The organism is Pacificitalea manganoxidans (assembly GCF_002504165.1).
Classification (GTDB): Bacteria; Pseudomonadota; Alphaproteobacteria; order Rhodobacterales; family Rhodobacteraceae; genus Pacificitalea; species Pacificitalea manganoxidans.
Genome location: NZ_CP021407.1, coordinates 13,330 through 33,213, shown reverse-complemented (window position 1 = coordinate 33,213; position 19,884 = coordinate 13,330). Strand labels below are relative to the sequence as shown.

The 19,884-nt window shown below is 65.7% G+C and carries 16 protein-coding genes; 5 read left to right on the top strand and 11 right to left on the bottom strand.

The features are described from left to right. Positions 1-16 precede the first annotated feature (16 nt). The 6 genes from CBW24_RS17130 to CBW24_RS17105 form a co-directional block, all read right to left on the bottom strand. Complete coding sequence (locus tag CBW24_RS17130; RefSeq protein ID WP_097374504.1) at positions 17-1,375, bottom strand: hypothetical protein; 1,359 nt, start codon at positions 1,373-1,375, stop codon at positions 17-19. Positions 1,376-1,759: 384 nt separating this feature from the next. Then, entirely contained in the window at positions 1,760-2,623 is an 864-nt protein-coding gene (locus CBW24_RS17125) for an NAD(P)-dependent oxidoreductase (protein ID WP_097374503.1), read from the bottom strand. 27 nt (positions 2,624-2,650) lie between these two features. Continuing rightward, the gene (locus CBW24_RS17120; protein WP_097374502.1) at positions 2,651-3,733 is read right to left on the bottom strand and encodes an isocitrate/isopropylmalate dehydrogenase family protein; all 1,083 of its coding nucleotides are present in this window, start codon (positions 3,731-3,733) and stop codon (positions 2,651-2,653) included. Next, the gene (tcuB, locus tag CBW24_RS17115) at positions 3,730-4,839 is read right to left on the bottom strand and encodes a tricarballylate utilization 4Fe-4S protein TcuB (RefSeq protein WP_097374501.1); all 1,110 of its coding nucleotides are present in this window, start codon (positions 4,837-4,839) and stop codon (positions 3,730-3,732) included. The genes CBW24_RS17120 and tcuB overlap by 4 nt, the downstream gene beginning before the upstream one ends. After that, entirely contained in the window at positions 4,829-6,232 is a 1,404-nt protein-coding gene (gene tcuA / locus CBW24_RS17110; RefSeq protein ID WP_198405296.1) for an FAD-dependent tricarballylate dehydrogenase TcuA, read from the bottom strand. Before tcuA ends, tcuB begins: the two co-directional genes overlap by 11 nt. Continuing rightward, the gene (locus CBW24_RS17105; protein ID WP_088664455.1) at positions 6,229-6,948 is read right to left on the bottom strand and encodes a GntR family transcriptional regulator; all 720 of its coding nucleotides are present in this window, start codon (positions 6,946-6,948) and stop codon (positions 6,229-6,231) included. Before CBW24_RS17105 ends, tcuA begins: the two co-directional genes overlap by 4 nt. A 288-nt stretch (positions 6,949-7,236) precedes the next feature. Between CBW24_RS17105 and CBW24_RS17100 the strand changes: the two genes are divergently transcribed. The 4 genes from CBW24_RS17100 (at position 7,237) to CBW24_RS17085 (ending at position 13,512) form a co-directional block, all read left to right on the top strand. Continuing rightward, positions 7,237-8,331, top strand: coding sequence for a type 2 periplasmic-binding domain-containing protein (locus CBW24_RS17100; protein ID WP_097374547.1), 1,095 nt, complete (start codon positions 7,237-7,239; stop codon positions 8,329-8,331). A gap of 92 nt (positions 8,332-8,423) precedes the next feature. Further along, entirely contained in the window at positions 8,424-10,439 is a 2,016-nt protein-coding gene (locus CBW24_RS17095; protein ID WP_088664454.1) for a tripartite tricarboxylate transporter permease, read from the top strand. 10 nt (positions 10,440-10,449) lie between these two features. Next, complete coding sequence (locus tag CBW24_RS17090) at positions 10,450-11,547, top strand: 4-oxalomesaconate tautomerase (RefSeq protein ID WP_097374500.1); 1,098 nt, start codon at positions 10,450-10,452, stop codon at positions 11,545-11,547. A 276-nt stretch (positions 11,548-11,823) separates the two neighbouring features. Next, positions 11,824-13,512 (top strand): thiamine pyrophosphate-binding protein, encoded by a 1,689-nt coding sequence (locus tag CBW24_RS17085; RefSeq protein WP_097374499.1) that lies wholly within the window; start codon positions 11,824-11,826, stop codon positions 13,510-13,512. Positions 13,513-13,541: 29 nt separating this feature from the next. Here the strand turns inward: CBW24_RS17085 and CBW24_RS17080 are convergent, their stop codons facing one another. Continuing rightward, positions 13,542-14,492, bottom strand: a complete 951-nt coding sequence (locus tag CBW24_RS17080; RefSeq protein WP_198405295.1) for a LysR family transcriptional regulator — start codon at positions 14,490-14,492, stop codon at positions 13,542-13,544. Positions 14,493-14,570: 78 nt separating this feature from the next. On the opposite strand from CBW24_RS17080, the gene CBW24_RS17075 reads away from it, so the two are divergent. Beyond that, the gene (locus CBW24_RS17075) at positions 14,571-15,335 is read left to right on the top strand and encodes a sulfite exporter TauE/SafE family protein (protein ID WP_097374497.1); all 765 of its coding nucleotides are present in this window, start codon (positions 14,571-14,573) and stop codon (positions 15,333-15,335) included. Positions 15,336-15,342: 7 nt separating this feature from the next. Here the strand turns inward: CBW24_RS17075 and CBW24_RS17070 are convergent, their stop codons facing one another. The 4 genes from CBW24_RS17070 to fabG form a co-directional block, all read right to left on the bottom strand. Further along, positions 15,343-16,434, bottom strand: coding sequence for a DUF475 domain-containing protein (locus tag CBW24_RS17070; RefSeq protein WP_088664449.1), 1,092 nt, complete (start codon positions 16,432-16,434; stop codon positions 15,343-15,345). Positions 16,435-16,590: 156 nt separating this feature from the next. After that, positions 16,591-18,216 carry a GMC family oxidoreductase gene (locus tag CBW24_RS17065; protein WP_097374496.1) on the bottom strand — a complete coding sequence of 542 codons (1,626 nt, stop codon included), beginning with the start codon at positions 18,214-18,216 and terminating at the stop codon, positions 16,591-16,593. 4 nt (positions 18,217-18,220) lie between these two features. After that, a complete protein-coding gene (locus CBW24_RS17060) occupies positions 18,221-19,036 on the bottom strand; it encodes a shikimate dehydrogenase family protein (RefSeq protein ID WP_097374495.1) in 816 nt (271 codons plus the stop codon). A gap of 50 nt (positions 19,037-19,086) precedes the next feature. After that, a complete protein-coding gene (gene fabG / locus CBW24_RS17055) occupies positions 19,087-19,884 on the bottom strand; it encodes a 3-oxoacyl-ACP reductase FabG (protein ID WP_097374494.1) in 798 nt (265 codons plus the stop codon).

Genomic DNA, 19,884 nt, shown 5'->3' with positions numbered 1-19,884 from the left:
GCAGCGCGCGCGCCTGTCAGCCGAGCAGGCTGACCGCTGCGGCCAGCCACACCGCTGCGAGGATGTAGAAAACCCCGCTCCAGCGCCATGCGACGCGGAAGGATGACGTGCCGGACAGTTGCGCCACCAGCAGCGTCGTGCCCGAAAGGGGCGACACCGATGTGCCCATGCCCCACAGCGCCATCATGGTGGCGGCCAGAACCGGCAGCGGCAGGCCCAGCGTCAGCGGATCAGCGACCGAGGCAAACACCACCACAAGGACGATGGGGTGGATGCCGAGCGCGCAGATCGCGAGATAGGCCCAGAAGGTCAGCAAACAGTTGAGAAACACCGACCCCGTCGACAGCCAACCCAGATCAGAGCCCGTCATGCCCTGCCGGTGCAGCATCATGTCGATGGCCACACCGAAAACATTGGCGCAGACGAAAAGTGCCGTCTCGGTGCGCATGGTAGGATAGCCGTGGAAGATCCCGGTAAGCACCTCGCCGATCCGCGCGGGGCGCTGGCGCCCGTGGATCAGCAGCAGCCATCCCAGCGCGAATAACGGAGCGATCAAGGCGATTGCGGTGGTCAGCGCCAGCCCGCGGCCCTCGATCACCGTCAAGGTTACCGCATAGAGCAGCGCCACCGCCCCAGCCAGCCGCAGCGCCGGGCGCAGCAGCAGTGCGGCGGCGGAGGTGCCGTTGGGCGGGCTCTGACGCGCCGCGCCGCGCAGGTAGCGGTTGTAGATCATCGCATAGATCAGGAACCCGGCGGCGAATGTCATGCCATAGGGGGCCGCCTGCGCCCAGCCGACCATCGGCAACACGGCTAGGATGGCCGCAGTGCCCACGAAAAACGGCGACCAGCATGTCGCCGCGCCGAACCCCCACAGGATCGCGCAGCGCAGCCGCACACCGTCACGCGCCTTGGCCGGGCTGTCATCGGGGCTAGGCGTGTCCAGCATCGGCACCAGCAGACCAATGCCGGCAAGGTTGAACCCGGCCCCCATCAGATGCGCTGACAGCCCAAGCGCCGCGAACCGCCAGCCCGCCCCCAGTTGCGCCAATCCTTCGCGCAGCGCGATCATCGACGGGCTTTCGGATGCGGCGGAACGGAGCCACCCGACGGAGGCGAAGATCAGCAGAAACGGCAGCGTGCGCACCACGCCTTGCCCGAGCGCCTGCGCGAAATCACTCACCCCGCCCGCCAGCAGGGCCGCAAGCCCTAGCAGGGCCAACGCCGCGAGTTGCTGCAATCGGGGAATAAGCCGCATCTCGATCAGGACAAACCCGGCAAGCGCCAGCGCGGCGGTGATCCGGGCGGCCTCCCAATCGCCAAGTGCCGCAATCACCGCAAGCACGGCGGCGATGCAGAACAGGGTTGAGGCCATCATGTGCGTCTGCTTTTCGCGCCGTGCCAACCGGGGCAGAACCTGAGCCAAATTCACGCCCGCGCCTCGCGCTTGGCCCCGGCTTGCCTCATGGCGCGCGCGCCGGTTGGCATCCGGAGTAGTGCGATCAGCAGCGGCATGATGGACGTTCCTTGCATAGCCAGAAAGCCGCAAAGCCAGAATGGGACAAGCGGGCTTTCGGCACGGGCCGCAGCGACAGGGGCCGCGTCATATGCGGTCGGGTCAAGGTGCTGTGCTACGACACGCGGCAGATGACCATAGGATAGGCCGGAAGGAAAGTCGTGATCGCCCCCTGATTGCACGGCAGGGCCGCTATCACAGTCGGCTGCGCGAAGGGAAGGCGCGCGCCCTCCCTTCTGCACCGGGTCATTGCGCGTCGTGACGAGCCTTCAGCACCTGGGCGATCGCGTCGGCGGTGTCGCCCTCGGGCATATCGTCAAGCGGAAGGTGGCCCATCGCGTCCTGCACACGCGCGATTTCGGCGGCCAGACCCCCGTTCAGGCCCAGTGCGTCCAGCGTCGCCGCGCTTTCGCGCATTTCAGCGGCGCGGCGTTTGCCGTGGCGCAGAGTGCGCTCGAAGTTGTAGCCCACGATGTCGGGCCAGCCGAGACCCGGATAGCTGTTCGACAGGGACGCCAGCACTTTCTCGAACGCGCCGGAGGCCCGCGCCGCCAGCATTGCTTCGACCGTGATCGCCTCCAGCCCCTTTACGAAAAGCGAGCGCACCATCTTGATTGCGGTGGCATCGCCGGGGGCGTCGCCCACGACCTCCAGCTTGAACCCGGCGGAGGTGAGCGCAGGCGCCAGCTCCTCGGCCCCCGTGCCGCCCAGCAGGATCGGGGTCGCGTGACCGCGTGGATGCACCGGCGCCATCACGGCCATGTCGATATAGCGGGCGTTGCGCCCCTCGATCAGTTCGGCGGAGTCGCGTTTGCGTCCGGGCGAGACGGAATTGATGTCGAAATAGATCTGCCCCTGTTCCAGCGCCGGAGCGACGGATTGCGCGGCATTCAGGCTTTCATCCGCCGTGACGGCGGCGATGATCCAGTCGGCCCCGGACACCGCGTCGCTCGGATCGCGGGCGGCGCGGACATTGCGGCTGCGCATGGCTTCGGCCATCTCGTCGTCCTGCCGCCGGTCAAACGCGGCAATGCTGTGCGCGCCGCCTGCCTGCAGACTGTCGGCAAAGGACCGGCCTGCCTCGCCGAATCCGATGAAAGCAATGTTCATGTCTCTCTCCCTATGAAGTGCCAGCGCTTAACTGGCGGTATCTGTGATATGCGCGACCACGGCCTGTGCAAGGGTCTGCGTGCTGCCGGTTCCCCCCAGATCCGGCGTGCGACTGGCGGAGTCGGCCAGCGCCTGTGCCAAACCCGTCTCGATTGCGCGTGCGGCGCGCGCCAGTTCGGCTGACATGCGACGGGTGGCCAGCCAGTCAAACAGCATCGCAACGGACGCGATGAGCGACGCAGGATTGGCGATGCCGCGCCCGGCGATATCTGGGGCGGAGCCATGCTGCGCCTGAGCCATCGCGTGATCCTCGCCCGCGTTGAGCGACCCGGCCAAGCCCAGCCCCCCGGCCAGTTCAGACGCCAGATCGGACAGGATATCGCCAAACATGTTGGTGGTGACGATCACGTCGTAGCGGTCGGGGTCGCGCACCAGATGCGCAGCCATCGCATCCACCAGCACCTCGTCGTAGCGAATATGCGGGTAGCGGGCGGCGACCTTGCGGACCTCTTCCAGAAACAGGCCATCGGACATGCGCAGCACGTTGGCCTTATGCACCGCCGTGACGTAGCGCGCGTCCCGCGTGGCATCGGCCAGCGCAAACGCGGATTCGGCAATGCGGCGGCTGGCCTTACGGCTGACCTTGCGGATCGCCAGCGCAATGTCGGGATCGGGGCGGAATTCCCCCGGACCGTCAAACATGGACCGGTCGGCATAGAAGCCTTCGGTATTTTCGCGCACCACGACCAGATCCACCGCCCGCCGATCCTGCACATGTGCAGGCGTCTTTGCCGGGCGGATATTGGCGTAAAGGTCCAGCTTCTTGCGCAGCACGCCCGACGGGTTCAGCCCACCTTCGGCCACGGGCGGATAGGCGTTATGCGACACCGGGCCCAGCACCACGCCATCGGCGGCGCGGGCGGCCTCGACCACCGCATCGGGGATCGTGGTGCCCGTGGCGTCGAGCGCGGCAAAGCCGATCTCGGCGCTGTGCAGGCTCAGGTTCAGGGCAAAGGCGCGATCGGCGGCCTCGATCACTTGCCGGGTGGCGACGACGATTTCCGGCCCGATGCCGTCGCCTTCGAGGATCAGAAGTTGGGGACCGCTCATGCCTGCGGTCCCGATTTCAGCTGCGCGTCACGGGTCAGCGCCGCCATCCGATAAAAGCCGTGGATCATCTTGCTGTAGGGCGTGAGCAGAAAGAACGCGAGCACGGAGCCCAGATGCACCGCAAGCAGCCAACCCACGGCACCGGTTCCGGTCGCCGCGTAGAGCAACAGACCCGTGGCACCGACAAAGACCAGCAGCAACACAAAGGCCATCTCGCCGCCCCACAGCGCAGGCGCGCCCAGTTCGGGATCGGCTTTCGTCTTTAGCCACGCAAGCCCCGCGCCGCCAATGACCAGCAGCACGCCGCCCGGCACGCCCAGCAGCTTGGGCAGAGAATACCACGCATAGGGCGCTTCCAGCCCCAGCAGGTAGTGCATCAGCGTGCCGGAGGAGGTGGACGCAAAGCACAGCAGGAACCCATACATCACCGCCTGATGCAGCCACCGGCGGCGGTTGGAATAGCGGTCGCCTTCCTCGAAATTGCAGCCCTGCCCCTGCCCTCCGGACAGGTTGCGCATGGTCGCGGCGGACCGGAACGCGCCGTGCAGATCGGACAGGGTTACACGGGTGCCGCCGACCTCGCGCCAATAGCGGCGCAGGCTGATGACGATGGCCGCCAACGGCAGCAAGAAGGCCGGAGCAAAGATCGCGACCATGACGCCATGGCTGATATAGGCGTAGAACCCTTCGCCCTCGCCCGGCAGAGCCGTGATCGCCCAGAACATCACCGCGACGCCCACGATCAGCGCAGCGGCGAGCGCCACGCCGTGCCGGTTGAACACCCGCGCCAGCCCGCCGGGCCATGCGTGGCGTTCCCAGCTTTCGGCACGGGTTTCGGCCAGCGCCTTGGGCAGGTTCACCGCGAAATCATGCGGATCGGTATATTGGCAGGCGTAATAGCAGCCCCGGCAGTTGTGGCACAGATTGGCCAACTGCGTCAGATCCCCATCGGTAAAGACCTTCTGCTGGGTGATCGCGGGAAACACCGCGCAATAGCCCTCGCAATAGCGGCAGGCATTGCAGATCTCCACCTGACGGCGGGCTTCTTCGGTGGCAGTGTTCCCGTAAATTTCGGGGTCGGTCTGAAGCGTGACGTCAAGCGACATGCGCGGCGGCTCCCTGTCCTGCAATGCGTCCAAAGACGGTTCCGATGGTCATGCCAAAGCCCGCGAGGTAGCCCTGCCCGAGGATCGAGCCTGCCATCATCTCGCCCGCGCTCCAGACATTGTCGTATAGCCCGTCAGGCCCGGTCACCCGCGCCTTTTCATCCACGCGCAGCCCCAGATAGGTAAAGGTCACGCCGGGGCGCAGCGAATAGCCATAGAAGGGCGGGGTTTCGATCGGGCGGGCCCAATTGGTTTTCGGCGGCTCGATTCCGTCGGTGCGCAAACCGTCAAGTTCCTGCGGATGAAAATCCCCCGGCTGACAGGCTGCGTTGAAGTCGCGGATCGTCGCGGCGACCTTCTCGGCGGGCAGGCCCATTTTCTGCGCCAGTTCCTCGACCGTGTCGGCGCTTTCGGGCGGATAGACCGAGGGCATGAACAGGTCGATGGAGCGCGAATCGATGATCGAATAGCCGACCTGTTCGGGCTGTGCCGCGACAAGCCGACCCCAGATCGCATAGCGCTTGGGCCAGACATCCTCGCCCTCGTCGTAGAACCGCTCGCCATCCTTGTTGACCACGACTGAAAACGGCACGCAATCCAGCCGGGTGACGATGCCGCCATCATATTTGGGCGCGCGCCCGTCGATGGCTACGGCGTGACACTGGGTCGGGTCGCCGACGCTTTCGGCGCCCTGCTCCAGCATGTCATTGAGCACCACGCCACGGTTATAGGGCGTGCCCCGGATCAGGAAGTTGCGCGCGCTTTCGCCCCATGCACGGGCGAGCCAGTCGATATCCCCCTGAAAGCCACCTGCCGCCAGCACGACGGCGCGGCCCTCGATGCGGTGCATCTCGCCGTCGATCTCAACCTCGACATGGGTAAAGCGGCGGCCATCCAGCCCGACATGTTTGACCTGCGCCTCATAGACCACGGTGACGCCCAGATCCTCGGCGGTGTTGTAGTAGGCGTTCACCAACGCCTTGCCGCCACCGAGGAAGAACGCGTTGGTCCGCCCCAAAGACAGCGTGCCCGACAGCGACGGCTGGAACCGCACGCCATGCGCCTCCATCCATGGCAGACACTCTTCTGATGTGCGGATCGCCAGCCGGGCTAAGGTCTCGTCGGTCTTGCCTTTGGTCACCCGCAGCAGATCGTCGAAGAACTCGTCTTCGTCATAGGTGTCGATCAGCACCGAAAGCGGGCCGTGATGCATGCACCGGAAATTGCGGGTATGGCGTGAATTGCCGCCGCGATACTCCTTTGGCGCGCCTTCCAGCAGCAGCACCCGCGCGCCGGTTTCCGCCGCTTCGATCGCGGCGCAGAGCGACGCGTTGCCGCCGCCCACCACCACCACATCCCATGGCGTTGCCACGATGTCGGTCAGTGAGGTCATATGACATCCTCCCGTGTGTCATCCGGCGTGTCACCGCGCAGGCGCAGCAGTTTCAGCCGTGTGCGTTGAGCGTGTTCCATATGCGTCCGCATCAGCTGCTCCGCCGCCGGGCCGTCGCGGTCCCGCAGGGCAGCCACGACAGCGCGGTGCTCGGCAATCGCCTGTTCCGCGCGCGCGGCCTCGGTCAGGGTCGAAGGGCCGAGGATCAGCAGGGTCTTGTGGATCGCATTGACGGATTTCAGCAAAAACCGGTTGCGCGCGGCGTCGATCAGCGCGCGGTGGAACTGCCGGTTGAATTCATAGGCGGCGGCGCTGTTGCCGGTCGCGGCGGCCATTTCGGCATTGATTTCGTCCAGCTCCGCGATCTCGACATCCGAGGCGCTGCGGGCGGCAAGACGGGCGGCGGTGCATTCCAGCACGACCCGCATCTCATACAATTCCATGATTTCCGGGTAGCTCAACCGCCGGACAACGGCGCCGGTGCGGGGACGGTGCTCCACCAGGCCATCGGCTTCCAGCTGGCGAATAGCCTCGCGCACCGGGGTTCGGGAAATATCGAGCCTGCTGGCGATTTCAGTTTCGGTCAAACGGGTGCCGGGGGTCAGCGCGCCATCGCGGATCTCGTCGAGCAGACGGGCATAGGCCCCCTGCCCCTGCAGCGAGCCAGTGGTGGAGGTGCCGTCCGATCGGGGGTGCAAATCGAGTTTCGGTGCCATGGCATCCAGTCGTATACAGCTGGATACACACCGTCAATCGAGACTTGTAAGGGGATGGCGCCAATTGCGGGAGAAACAAGCTCTGGCCTTGCATTTAAGGGCCTGCGCCGCAGTGCAGCATTTCGTCGGTCGCTTGTGTGCATGCAAAAAACTGAACTCACGATCCTATAAATGCATTTGATTTTTGCGGCGCACCTGTCAACGTCTGGGCCTGCACGCTTTCGGTGAGGACTCGGGCGTGTCTTCGCATGAGCTTATCGCCTGCGTGAAATGATTTGGGAGGATTACATGATCAATCGCCACACTACCGTGCGCGGCCTTGCTGCCGCTTTTGCCGCCACGACCGCGCTTGCCGCCGTGCCGGCTGTCGCCGCGGACCTGTCGGGGAAGACCATCGAATACGTTATTCCGTTCTCGGAATCCGGTGGCTCCGCCGCATGGGCGAACTTCTACGCACCGCTGCTCAGCGACGCGCTCGAAGGCAACCCGACCGTCGTGGTTCGCTACCGTCCCGGTGCGGGGTCGACCGAAGGGGCGAACTGGTTCCAAAGCAACCAGAACAAGGATGACGGCACGCTGATCTTCGGCACGTCCGGGTCCACCCAGTTCCCGTATCTGCTGGGCGATCCCCGCGTGCGTTACGAATATAAGGACTGGCAGGTCGTTCTCGCCTCCGGCACCGGCGGCGTCGTCTATCTGCCGCCCGAACTGGGCGAAAAATTCGACGGCGACTTCGACGACCTAAAGGAAGAGTTCTTCCTCTACGGGTCGCAGGGCGCCACGACGCTCGATCTGGTGCCGCTGCTGGCGTTCAAAATGCTCGGCCTACAGGTCGATCCGGTCTTCGGCGTCGAAGGCCGTGGCGATGGTCGCCTGATGTTCGAGCGCGGCGAAGCCAATATCGACTATCAGACCACCTCGGCTTACCTGTCGAACGTGCAGCCCCTGGTCGATGACGGCATCGCGGTCCCCGCATTCACCTGGGGTGCGCTGGACGACGACGGCAATATCGTGCGCGACCCGACCTTCCCTGATCTGCCCAGCTTCAAGGAGGTCTGCGAGGCCACCGAAGGTTGCGAGACCGAGGGCGTGGCATGGGATGCATGGAAGGCATTCTTCGTCTCCGGCTTCGCTGCACAGAAACTGGTCTACCTGCCCGGCTCCGCAAGCCAGGATCTGGTCGATACCTACACCGCCGCCTTCGATGCCGTGAAAGCCCGCGAGGATTTCAAAGAAATCTCTGGCGAAACTCTCGGTGTCTATCCGCAGGCCACCGGCGCGGCGGCCCAGAAGGCGAACGAAGCGGCCACGACGATCACCCCCGAAGCCAAGCAGTATGTGCTGGATTGGCTGGAAGAGGCGTACAACGTCACCCTCGATTGATCGTCTGATCTGATCGCCACCACTCAGTATCATCTCTTCGCCCGGCACCGTCCGGGCGAGGGCCCTTTTCGACGGCCTTTGGGGAGCCCGACTTGGATATTATAGCCACTGCTCTGCCCGCGCTCAGCGAAGCGTTCGGGCTTCTGCTACAGCCGACACAAATTATGTATCTCACCGCTGGCGTTCTGCTGGGCCTGTCGATCGGCGTTCTGCCCGGTCTCGGCGGCATCGCCGGTCTCGCGCTGGTTCTGCCGTTTATGTATGGCATGGATCAGGTCGCGGGCCTGTCGCTGATGGTGGGGCTTGTCGCAGTCATTCCGACCTCGGACACATTTTCGTCCGTCTTGCTGGGCATTCCCGGCTCCTCCGCCAGTCAGGCGACGGTGCTGGATGGTTTCCCGTTGGCCAAACAGGGCCATGCGGCACGGGCACTTGCCGCGGCGTTTGCCTCCTCGCTCTTTGGCGGGCTGGTGGGCGCGGTGGTGCTGACCGGCTTCATTTTCATTGCGCGTCCGCTGATCCTTGCCTTCGGCCTGCCCGAAATGCTGATGATCACGATCCTCGGCCTGTCGATGGTTGCGATCCTCGCCGGCCGGGTGCCCCTGAAAGGCGTCGTTGCCGCAGGCTTGGGCCTGATGGCGGGCACGATTGGCGCGGCGGGCGCCGGTGGCTCGCTGCGCATGTCGACCTATTCGATCCCCTATCTCGTCGACGGGCTGCAACTGGTCATCGTCGGCCTCGGCATCTACGCCATTCCCGAAATCGTGTCGCTGCTGCGTCAGGACAAACCCATCGCGGAATCCGCCGAACTGGGCGATGGCTGGCTCGACGGTGTGCGCGACTGGTGGCAAAACATCGTGCTCTCGACCCGCAGCGCCATTCTCGGCGTGCTGATCGGTGTCATTCCGGGGCTCGGCGGGTCTGTCGTGGACTGGATCGCCTATGGCTCCGCCGTGCAGACCGCCAAGGACAAGTCGAAATTCGGCTCCGGCGACATCCGGGGCGTGATCGCACCCGAAAGCTCCAACAACGCCAAGGAAGGCGGCGGCCTTGTCCCGACCCTGATCTTCGGCATTCCCGGCTCCGGCTCGATGGCAGTGTTCTTGGGCGGTCTGGCGCTTCTGAACATGACCCCCGGCCCCCAGATGGTGCGCAATAACCTCGATGTGACCTATACCATCGTCTGGTCGCTTGCTCTGGCCAACGTGATCGGCGCGGGCCTGTGCATCGTGCTGTCGAAGTATATCGCGCGGCTGACAACCATCCGCTTTACCCTGCTTGGGCCCTACTTGTTCATGATCATCGCCTTTGCCGCGTTCCAATCGCGGCAGTCGATCGGCGATCTGATCGCGCTTGTCGGGATTGGCGTGCTGGGCATCTTGCTGCGGCGGTTCGATTTTTCGCGTCCAGCCTTCCTCATCGGCTTCGTGCTGTCGGGTCAGGCCGAGAACTTCGCCAACAGCGCCTACCAGATCGCCGGGTCGCGGTTCCGTCGCAGCTTCGAGGTCGGCATGGATTACATCCTGTCGCCGATCACCATCGGGCTGCTGGTCATCACGCTGGTCTCCATCGTCGTCGGCATTCGCGCGTCCAAGAGCATTCGCGAGAATATTAACGCTCCCACGGGCAGCAAATTCGCGCCGCTGGCCTTTATGCTGGCCGTCACCGCCTATATCGCGGTGGCCACTGTGGACGCGGCGATGATTTCGCGCATGGGGGACAAAATCTTCCCGCTGACGATTGGCATTGCCACGCTGATCGGCTGTGTCGCGCTGCTGATCCGGATGTTCCTGAAACCTGCCACCGATGATGCCTTCATCGATCTGGAAGCAGGCGGCGAAGATGCCGAAGCCCCGCACGGTCTATGGAGCACCCTGTCGTGGTTCGTGGCGTTGCTGGCGCTCACCGGGCTTTTCGGCTTCGTCATCGCGGCGGTGCTGTTCCTGCTGGTGTTCTTCCGCCTGCGCGGCGGGCTGAGCTGGATGGCCAGTGCGCTTTACGCGGCGGGTGGCATCGCCTTCATCCTGTTCCTTGCATCGGTGCTGGGCCGCGACTTCCCGCCGGGACTGCTGCAATCCTATGTCCAGCTGCCTTGGCCGCTGACCTGAGGTTTCCCCAATGACACAGACTTCCATCCCCTACCTGTTCCTGCGCGGCGGCTCGTCGCGCGGGCCCTACATGCGGCGCAGTGATTTGCCCGAGGATCTCGACACCTTGTCCGAAGTGCTGATGGCCACGGTGGGGGCCGGTCATCCGCTTAACATCGATGGCATCGGCGGCGGCAACGCCGTCACCACCAAGGTCGCGATGCTTAGCGTGTCGGAACGCGACGATTGCGACGTGGATTACTTCTTTGCGCAGGTCGCCGTGGACAAGCGCGAGGTCGATTACCGCCCCACCTGCGGCAACATCCTGTCCGGTGTCGGCCCCGCCGCGCTGGAAATGGGTCTGATCCCTGCGCAGGACGGCGAAACCACTGTGCGCATCCACGCCGTCAATACCGGCGCGCGGATCGAAGCGGTGGTGCAGACCCCCGGTGGCGTCGTGGAATACGAAGGTCAGACCGAGGTGCCCGGCGTGCCCGGCACCGCCGCACCCATCGCCCTGAATTTCCTCGACACCGTTGGCGCGGTGAATGGGCAGTTGCTGCCCACCGGACAGGTGCGCGACGAAATCGACGGTATCGAAGTCACGGTCATGGATGTCGCCATGCCGGTGATGATGGCCCGGGCCGATGCGTTCGGCCTGACCGGCTATGAAACCGCAGAGGAGCTGAACGACAACGCCGCGTTCTTTGAGCGGGCCGAGGCGATCCGGCTGGAGGCCGGGCGGCGTATGGGTCTGGGTGATGTCAGTCAGTCGGTCACGCCCAAGATCGCGTTGCTGGCCCCGCCCCGCAACGGGGGCACCATCACCGCGCGCTATTTCATGCCGTGGAAATGCCACCCCAGCATGGCCGTCACCGGCGGTCAGTGCATCGCGTCGTGCCTGCTTCAGCCCGGCACCGTCGCCGATGGTCTGGCCGAAGGTCTGACCGGCACCTCCCCCGAAGAAGTGCGGATCGAGCATCCTTCCGGCGATCTCGACGTGACCGTTTCGCTCAAGCGTGACGGCGATCAGGTCGAATTCATCGCCGCCGGACTGATGCGCACCGCGCGGCTTCTCGCCCGTGGCGAATTGCTGGTGCCTGCCTCTGTCTGGAAGGGCTTCCAGTAGCTCGACCGTTCGTATACAATAGTATGCAACGCAGCGCTCCGCATCCCGGCTGATGGGGAGCGCGACCTTTCCGACCCTCGCCCGCTGCGCGCAGGGTCATTCTTTCACACCCTCCGGCGCTGAGTTTCCCCGGCACCGGCCCTGACTGTCCGTTTCGGGTTCGAAACGGCGTGTGCGCCCCTGTGCGCGCGCGTCGGCCGGCCCGGGCGACGCCCCCGCCCCCCTGTCCCGCGCCACACACGCAACAGGGCGAACGGCATCCCCGAGGAGGATCACATGACTCGCAAGGTTTACGAGGTTTTGGCCGAAGCATTCCTGCAAGAAGAGATCGACACCTGCTTCGCGCTGCTTGGCGATGCCAACATGAACTGGGCCACGACGCTGGGCGAGCGCGGCACCCGCATGCTCTACCTGCGCCACGAACATTGCGCCGTGTCGGCGGCGATGTCCTACGCGCGCAGTTCTGGTCGTGTCGGCATCGCCACCGTGACCTGCGGACCGGGGCTGACGCAGACCTTGACCGCCCTGCCTGCCGCCGTGCGCGCCAGCCTGCCGCTGGTGATCTTTGCAGGCGAGTCGCCGCTGGGGGCCGCGTGGTATAACCAGCAGATCGATCAGGCGCCGCTTATCACCGCTACCGGCGCGGCCTATATCCAGATGCACAGTATAAAGCGGATGCCGACGCAGATCCGCGATGCCTTCGTGCAGGCACAGGAGGAAGGCCGCCCCGTTGTGCTGGGCGTGCCCTTCGATTTACAGGATGCCGAGTGGCCCGGCGGCGATCTGCCCGCCCCCTCCGCCCATGTGCTGCCAAAGCTCGCGCCGATGCCGCCGCATCCCGACGCCATCGCCGAATTGGCGGCAAAGGTGCGCGCGGCACGGCGCGTCGTGGTCATGGCCGGTCTGGGCGCGGCCCGTGCCGATGCCACCGCCGCCTGCACCGCGCTGGCCGAGCGCACGGGCGCGTTGCTTGCCACCACCCTGCCCGCCCGCGGGCTGTTTCATGACGCGCCGTTCCATGTCGGTGTCGCGGGCGGATTTTCCACCGCCGTGGCGCGGGCCTGCTTTGCCGAGGCCGATCTGGTCGTCGCCGTCGGCGCGCGTCTGACGCAGCACAATCTGGACAAGGGCAAGCTGTTCCCCAAGGCCGAGATCGTGCAGATCGACCTGTCGCCGCGTGCGCTGAGCCAAGGCCGCGTTGCCGCCGATCACCACCTGCGCGCCGATGCCCGGCTGGGCGTGGAGGCGTTGGTGGAGGCGCTGGGGTCGGAGCCGGTGACCGGCTGGCGCAGCCCCGAGCTTGCCCGCGCCATCGCCGAAACCCCGGCAGACCCGGCGGAATTTCCCGCCGATGGCGATCTGCTCGATCCGCGCGATGTGGTCGCCGCCCTCGACCGTGCGCTGCCCGGCGACTGGCAGCTGGTCAATTCCTCCGGGCATTGCTCGTTCTACTTCGCGCAGATGTGCCAGCGCCCGTTCGAGAAGTTCACCACGATCCGCGAATTCGGCGCCATCGGCAACGGGATCTCCTACGCCATCGGTGTCGCTGCTGCGCATCCCGATCAGACCGTGGTGCTGTTCGATGGCGACGGCAGCCTGCTGATGCACATTCAGGAACTAGAGGCGATCCGCCGACATGGGCTGAACATCCTGATCTGCGCGCTCAATGACGGGGCCTATGGCTCGGAAATTCACAAACTCCGCGACGAAGGCCTGCCCGATACCGGCGCCGTGTTTGGCCATACCGATCTGGCCGCCATCGCGCGCGGCTTCGGCGTGGGGGGCGAGACGGTCACCGAGCTTGCACGCCTGCCTGATCTGGTCGCGGGCTTCACCGCCTCTGGCGGCGCCGCGCTGTGGGATTTCCCGATCTCCGACCGGATCGCCTCGCCCGTGATCCGCCGGGCCCATCCCGGCGGTCATGCCGGACAGGAACGCCCCGTGTCGGTGGATATCCCCGCGTGAGCCCGAACCGCGCCCGCGCCAGTCTGACGTCAGCCGACGATCGGCGGGCGGGGCGCGCTGCGCGCATGGGCGAGGGTCTGGGCGAAATCCCGGAACCAGTCCTCGATGTCCGCCAACAGCGCCGAGGCCGGCTCGGACAGGGTCACGCCCCGGCGGGTTACGATGCCGAGGGTCCGGCCCATCCGCACATCCCGAAACCCCAGCGCCGTGACCCCCGGCGGCGCCATCGACAATGCGGACCGCGGCAGGATCGTCAGCGCCCGCCCCGCCGCCACGATATTGAGCGCGGACACGGGCGACTGCACCTCGAACTGCCACTCGATCCGCTCGCCATACTGGCCCAACGTGTCCTCGATCAAACGGCGGTTGCGCGACTGGGTGTTGATCCGGGCAAACGGCATGCCCTCCAGATCGCGCCGCTCCGCTGCCGCCCGTCCGGCAAGATCATGGCCCGACGGCACGACCAGAACGTATTCCTCCTCGATGAGCGGGCGCACCCGCATATCGGGGATTTCCGCGGTCACGATGGTCACCCCGAATTCCGCCTCGCCAGAGCGGACCTTTTCCCCGATCGAACCTGCGGGAATGTCGAGCATCCGAAACATCACCTCGGATCGGCGGGCGGCGAAATCGCTCAGCACCCGCGACACGCCCGCGCTGGCGATACTGGGCAGGCAGGCGAATGCCATCTGCTGTTTGACCCGTCTGCCGCGCATCCGCGCCGCGTCGTAAATGTCATGCAGTTCCTTCAACAGTTGCCGGGCCTCGGGCAGCAGATCCTGTCCCGCCGCGGTCAACGACAGCTCCCGGCTGGAGCGGATCAGCAGCGGCGCGCCCAGATCATCCTCGATCTTGCGCAACCGGCGGCTCAGCGCGGCCTGCGACAGAAACAGCATGTCGGCGGCGCGCTGAAAACTGCCCTGATCCGCGATGGTGACGAAGGCCACAAGGCCAAGGTAATCCAGTCTTCTGCCATTCATTTCGCGTTCTTTCGTCCCCCTGCCCGGCATGGGTGCGCCGGTCGCTCCACCTCCAGCCAATAACGGAACCTGACCGACATGACAGCCATGCTCGACTTCTTTCTGCCTCCCGAGATGAGCACATTCGTGTTCGTGGTGCTGCTGGTCATCAGCTTCGTTGCCTCCTTCATCACCGTGGCGTTTGGCATCGGCGGCGGCGCGCTGATGCTGGCGGTGATGGCAACGCTGGTGCCGCCGCTGGCGCTCATCCCCACGCATGGGGTGATCCAGTGGGGGTCGAATTTCGGACGCATGGTGCTGACATGGCGGCATATCTTCTGGCGCGCGGTGCCGGGGTTCCTGCTGGGCTCGATCATCGGCGCGGGACTGGGCAGTTTGCTGGTGGTGAATATCCCGCCCGCGCTGGTGCAGATCGCCGTGGCCTGCTTCATCCTGTGGTCGCTGCTGGGCAAGCCGTTCACCGCCATCCGCAACTGGCCGGTGACGGTGGGGGCGGTCTCCAGCTTCCTGACCATGTTCTTCGGCGCGACGGGGATGTTCGTCGCGACCTACACCAAATCGCAGGCGTTGGGCCGCCATGCCCATGTCGCCACCCATGCCACGCTGATGACGGCACAGCACGGCATCAAATCCGTGGCTTTCGGCATCATCGGATTTGCCTTTGGGGCGTGGGCGCCCTTCATCGTGGCGATGATCGTGCTGGGCTTTGCCGGAACCGTGGCGGGCAAGTTGCTGCTCAACCGGATGCCAGACGCCCGGTTTCGCCGGGCGCTGGATCTGGTGTTGCTGCTGCTGTCGCTGAGGCTGCTTTATGGCGGCGTCACACAGCTGAGCTGGGGGTAAAGGCGGCCTACACCGCTGCCGCCGCGCGCCGATTGTAGCGCAGCGATGACCAAAGCGAGAGCCCGATGATCGCCGCACCCAGCAGGCCGGTGATGACCTCCGGCACATGGACGAGGCTTTGCGCGAACATGATCACGGCGAGCGCGATAATCGAATAGAACGCGCCATGTTCCAGATAGGGCAGATGACTCAGCGTCTGTTTTTCCACCAGCATGATGGTCATCGAACGCACATACATCGCGCCGATGCCAAGGCCGATGGCGATCAGGAACAGGTTCTGCGTCAGCGCAAACGCCCCGATCACCCCGTCAAAGCTGAACGAGGCGTCGAGCACTTCGAGATAGAGAAACGCACCGAGCCCGCCTGACGCCGCCGCGCCCTTTACCGTGCTGCCCGCGTCAAGCACATGGCTCAGCGTTTCCACTGCCATGAACACCACCAGACCAAGGATCGCGGATTGGTAGAACGTCGCCCGATCCGCCACAGGCAGTTGCGCGCCGATAAGCAAGACCACCAGCAACACGATGCCATAGGTCACACCCTTGATCGTGCCCATGCTACGCAGACGCCGCTCGATCCGGCGCAGCCAGTCGACATCCTTGTGCTCATCAAGAAAGAAACTCAGCCCCACCATCATCAGGAACGCACCGCCAAACGCGGTGATCGCCAGATGCGCTTCGGTCATCAGGCGCGCATATTCGGCAGGTTCGGTCGCCGCAAGCCGGATCGCTTCGATCGGGCCGATGCGGGCGGCGATGGCGACGACGGCCAGCGGAAACACGATCCGCATGCCAAACACCGCGATGATGATGCCCCATGTCAGGAACCGCCGTTGCCAAACCGGCTGCATGTCCTTGAGCTTATTCGCATTGACGATGGCGTTGTCGAAGGACAGCGAGATTTCCAGCACGGCCAGCACCGCGCAGATAAAGAACATCGTCGCCGCTCCGGACACGGTGCCGGTGCTTTGCCAGCCCAGCACGGCGCTGAGCGCGAGCCCGACAAAGGTGACGATGAAGGCCCAGCGAAAATATCGCAGGGTCGCAGGTGACGTGCCGCGACCGTCCGCGGGACGGGTGTCGGGGGAAGGGGATGTCATGATGGAACAGGTCCAGGCGGCTGGAAGAGTTGCGATGCCGACATCACGAACGCGCCGCCACGTCCGCCAGAGGGGCCCGGTCACCGGAACTGGTCCCGCCTTGGGCGGGTGCGCCATATCATAGGGCGCGCCGGGCCGGGCGCAAGCGGCGCGCGGTCAGGGGGCGTTGTCGCCTTGCAGGATCAGGTCCGCGCCCTTCTCGGCGATCATGAACACCGCCGCCTGCGAATTCCCCGACACTTGGCTGGGCATGACCGACGCATCGACGACCCGCAGCCCTTCGATGCCCCGCACCCGTAGCGCCGGATCAACGACCGCATCCGGCCCCTGCCCCATCCGGCATGTGCCCGCCGCGTGGTAGATCGTCTGCCCATTGCGCCGCGCGAAATCGAGCCACTCCGCCTGCGTCGTGCAGTCGGGGCCGGGGGACATTTCATGAGCCCGCCAGTCATCCATCGGCGCTTGCTCCATGATCCGGCGGCCCTCGATCATGCCAGCGACCATCGTGCGGCGGTCCTCCTCGGTCGCAAGGAAATTCGGTCGGATGTCAGGCTGATCCTCGATCCGGGGCGTGCGGGCATGGATGCTGCCGCGGCTTTCGGGACGCAGCTGCGTCACGCCCAGCGTCATGCCCGGCGCGCGCTCCAACTTGCGTTCGGCGGCATTGGCGTAGCTTGCATGCATAAAGAAAAACTGCACATCCGGCCCCACCAGCCCCGCCCGCGTGCGGATAAAGCCATGCGCCAGCCCGGTGCCGTAGGTCAGCACGCCACGCCGCGCAAAGCCATAGCGCAACACCTCGCGCAGCAGGCGCGGCCCGCGGGTGAATTCGTTCAGCGTCTGCGGCTGCCGCACCCGCCAATTGAGCCGGGTGCAGAAATGATCTGAGTAATTCTCCCCGACACCGGGCAACGCCTGCACCGGGGTGATCCCCAGCGCCTGCAACCGTGCCGGATCGCCGATCCCCGACAGTTCCAGCAATTGCGGCGTCTGGATCGAACCGGCGCACAGGATCACCTCGCGCCGGGCCGTCAGACGCAGGGTTTCGCCCGCGCGGGTGGCGCGCACCGCCCGGGCGCGGCCGTCTGTCACCTCCACCCCCGTGACCCGCAGGCCGGTTCGGACGCTCAGATTGCGGCGGTGCTCGACCGGCGCGAGATAGGCCGCATGGGCGCTGGCACGCCGTCCGTTGCGCTGATTGACCTGATAGTAGCCGACACCGTCCTGCGCCGCGCCATTGTAATCGGTGACACGGGCATGGCCGCTGGCCTCGGCGGCATTCAGGAACGCTTCGCCGATTGCCGGGCGCTCCTGCACCTCGCAAATGTCGAGCGGACCGTCATGGCCGCGCAGCCCGTCGGGATCGGGACCGGCGTAGTTCTCCAGCCGCCGGAACACCGGCTCCACATCGTCAAATCCCCAGCCGGTGCAGCCCATCTGCGCCCAACTGTCGTAATCCTGCCGCTGCCCGCGCACATAGATCATGCCGTTGATCAGCGTCGATCCCCCTAGGCCCTTGCCGCGCGGGATCGCGATTTCCCGGTTGCAGGTCGCGGGTTCGGGCGTCGCGTGAAACCGCCAGTTGAAACGCGGGTTGGTCAGCAGCTTGTAAAACCCCGCAGGCAATCCGATCCACGGGCTGCGCGGGCGCGGGCCGGCCTCGATCAGCAGCACCCGGTTGGCCGGATCCGCGCTCAGCCGGTTGGCCAGAACACAGCCCGCCGTGCCGCCGCCGACGATAATGAAATCGAAGCTGTCGCCGTTGTCCTGCGCGTCCTGCATCGGCCTAGGCCTCCCCGCCGCCGAAAGCGCCCATATGCCGGGCCATCAATTCGATCTGGCATTCCAGCATCGGCAGTCCGGGATGGACCCGCGCGCCCGCCTGCGCCGCCGCCGCCAGCAAAGGCGTTTCGGCGGGGTCCATGATTGCCTCGGCCACGGTCTGTCCGGCATGCAGGCCGCCCGCGTCGATGGGCAGCGGATCGCCGGGGCGCAGGCCCAGCGAGGTCGCGTTGACGATCAGGTCATACACGGCCACATCGCCCGATTGCGCGCGCGCCTCGACCCGGACCGCGCCATACGTCTCGCGCACCCGCTCGGCCAGCGCCTCGGCCCGCGCGACGGTGCGGTTGACGATGGTCAGACTGGCGACGCCGGCCTCGGCCAGTGCAAACGCAATCGCGCTGGCCGCGCCGCCCGCCCCGGCCAACAGCACGCGCTGCCCTTCGGGGGCGATGCCTGCGCGCCGCACCCCTTCGACAAAGCCGATCCCATCCAGCATCGCGCCGATCATCCGCCCGTCAGGGTCGCGCCGCACGCAATTGACCGCCCCGATCCGCGCCCCGTCGCCCTCGATCCGGTCGCATAGCTCCAGCATCGCGGATTTATGCGGCACGGTGGCGATGAACCCGCCGAAATTGCGCATTTCCGTCAGCCCGGCCACCGCACCGGCAAGCCCGTCGGGCGCGACATGCATCGGCACCAACACACCGTCGATGCCGTGGCGGGCAAACAGCGCATGCATCACCTGCGGCGTTTTCACATGGTGGATCGGATCGGCAAGAATTGCGTAAAGCCGGGTATGTCCGGTGACGTCAGGCATCGGCGCTCCGTTGATTGGCAGGAACTCAGGGAGGGGGAGGCGCGCGGGGCTCAGGTCATATAGAGCCCGCCCGCGACATCTATCGTCTGCCCGGTGACAAAGCTCGCCTCGGGCGAAGTGAGGTATAGCGCGACATCCGCGACCTCGTCGGGCTCGCCCAGACGGGCAAGCGGGGTCATGCGCACCTGTTCGGCGTTCACCTCCGGCGCGACCCCCGCCACCATCGGCGTCGCGATCCGCCCCGGCGCAAGCGCGTTGACCCGGATGCCATGCGGACCGAGTTCCGCCGCCAGATGCTTGGTAAAGCCGATGATCGCGGATTTCGTCGCGGCATAATGGCAGCCAACCACGGGTGAATAGGTTTTTCCCGCCACCGAGGACATGTTGACGATCCAGCCGCGTCTGGCCTCGCGCATGGCAGGCGTCAGCGCGCGGATCGTGTTGAAACTGCCGCTCAGGTTCACATCGACGACCCGCCGCCACTCCTCGGGGTCCATTTCCCAGACCTTATGCGCGACACCGTCATGTTTAGGCGAAATGCCCGCATTGTTGACCACGGTGTCAAAGCTGCCGCCCATCTGGCCCTCGGCCTCCCGCAGCGCGGCGCTTAGCGCGGCGTAGTCGCTGACATCGGCGCATAACGGCACACCGCGCCAGCCAAGCCCCGCCACGGCGGCATCGACCTCGGCCCCGTTCAGGTCCATCACCCCCACGGTGGCCCCGCGCCGGGCAAAGGCCTGCGCCAGCGCCAGACCGATGCCCTTAGCCGCGCCGGTGATCAGCACCCGGCGCCCGGCATGGCTGTCGCGCATGGCGTGCTGCTCGGGGGTCTGCTCTCTCGTCGTCAT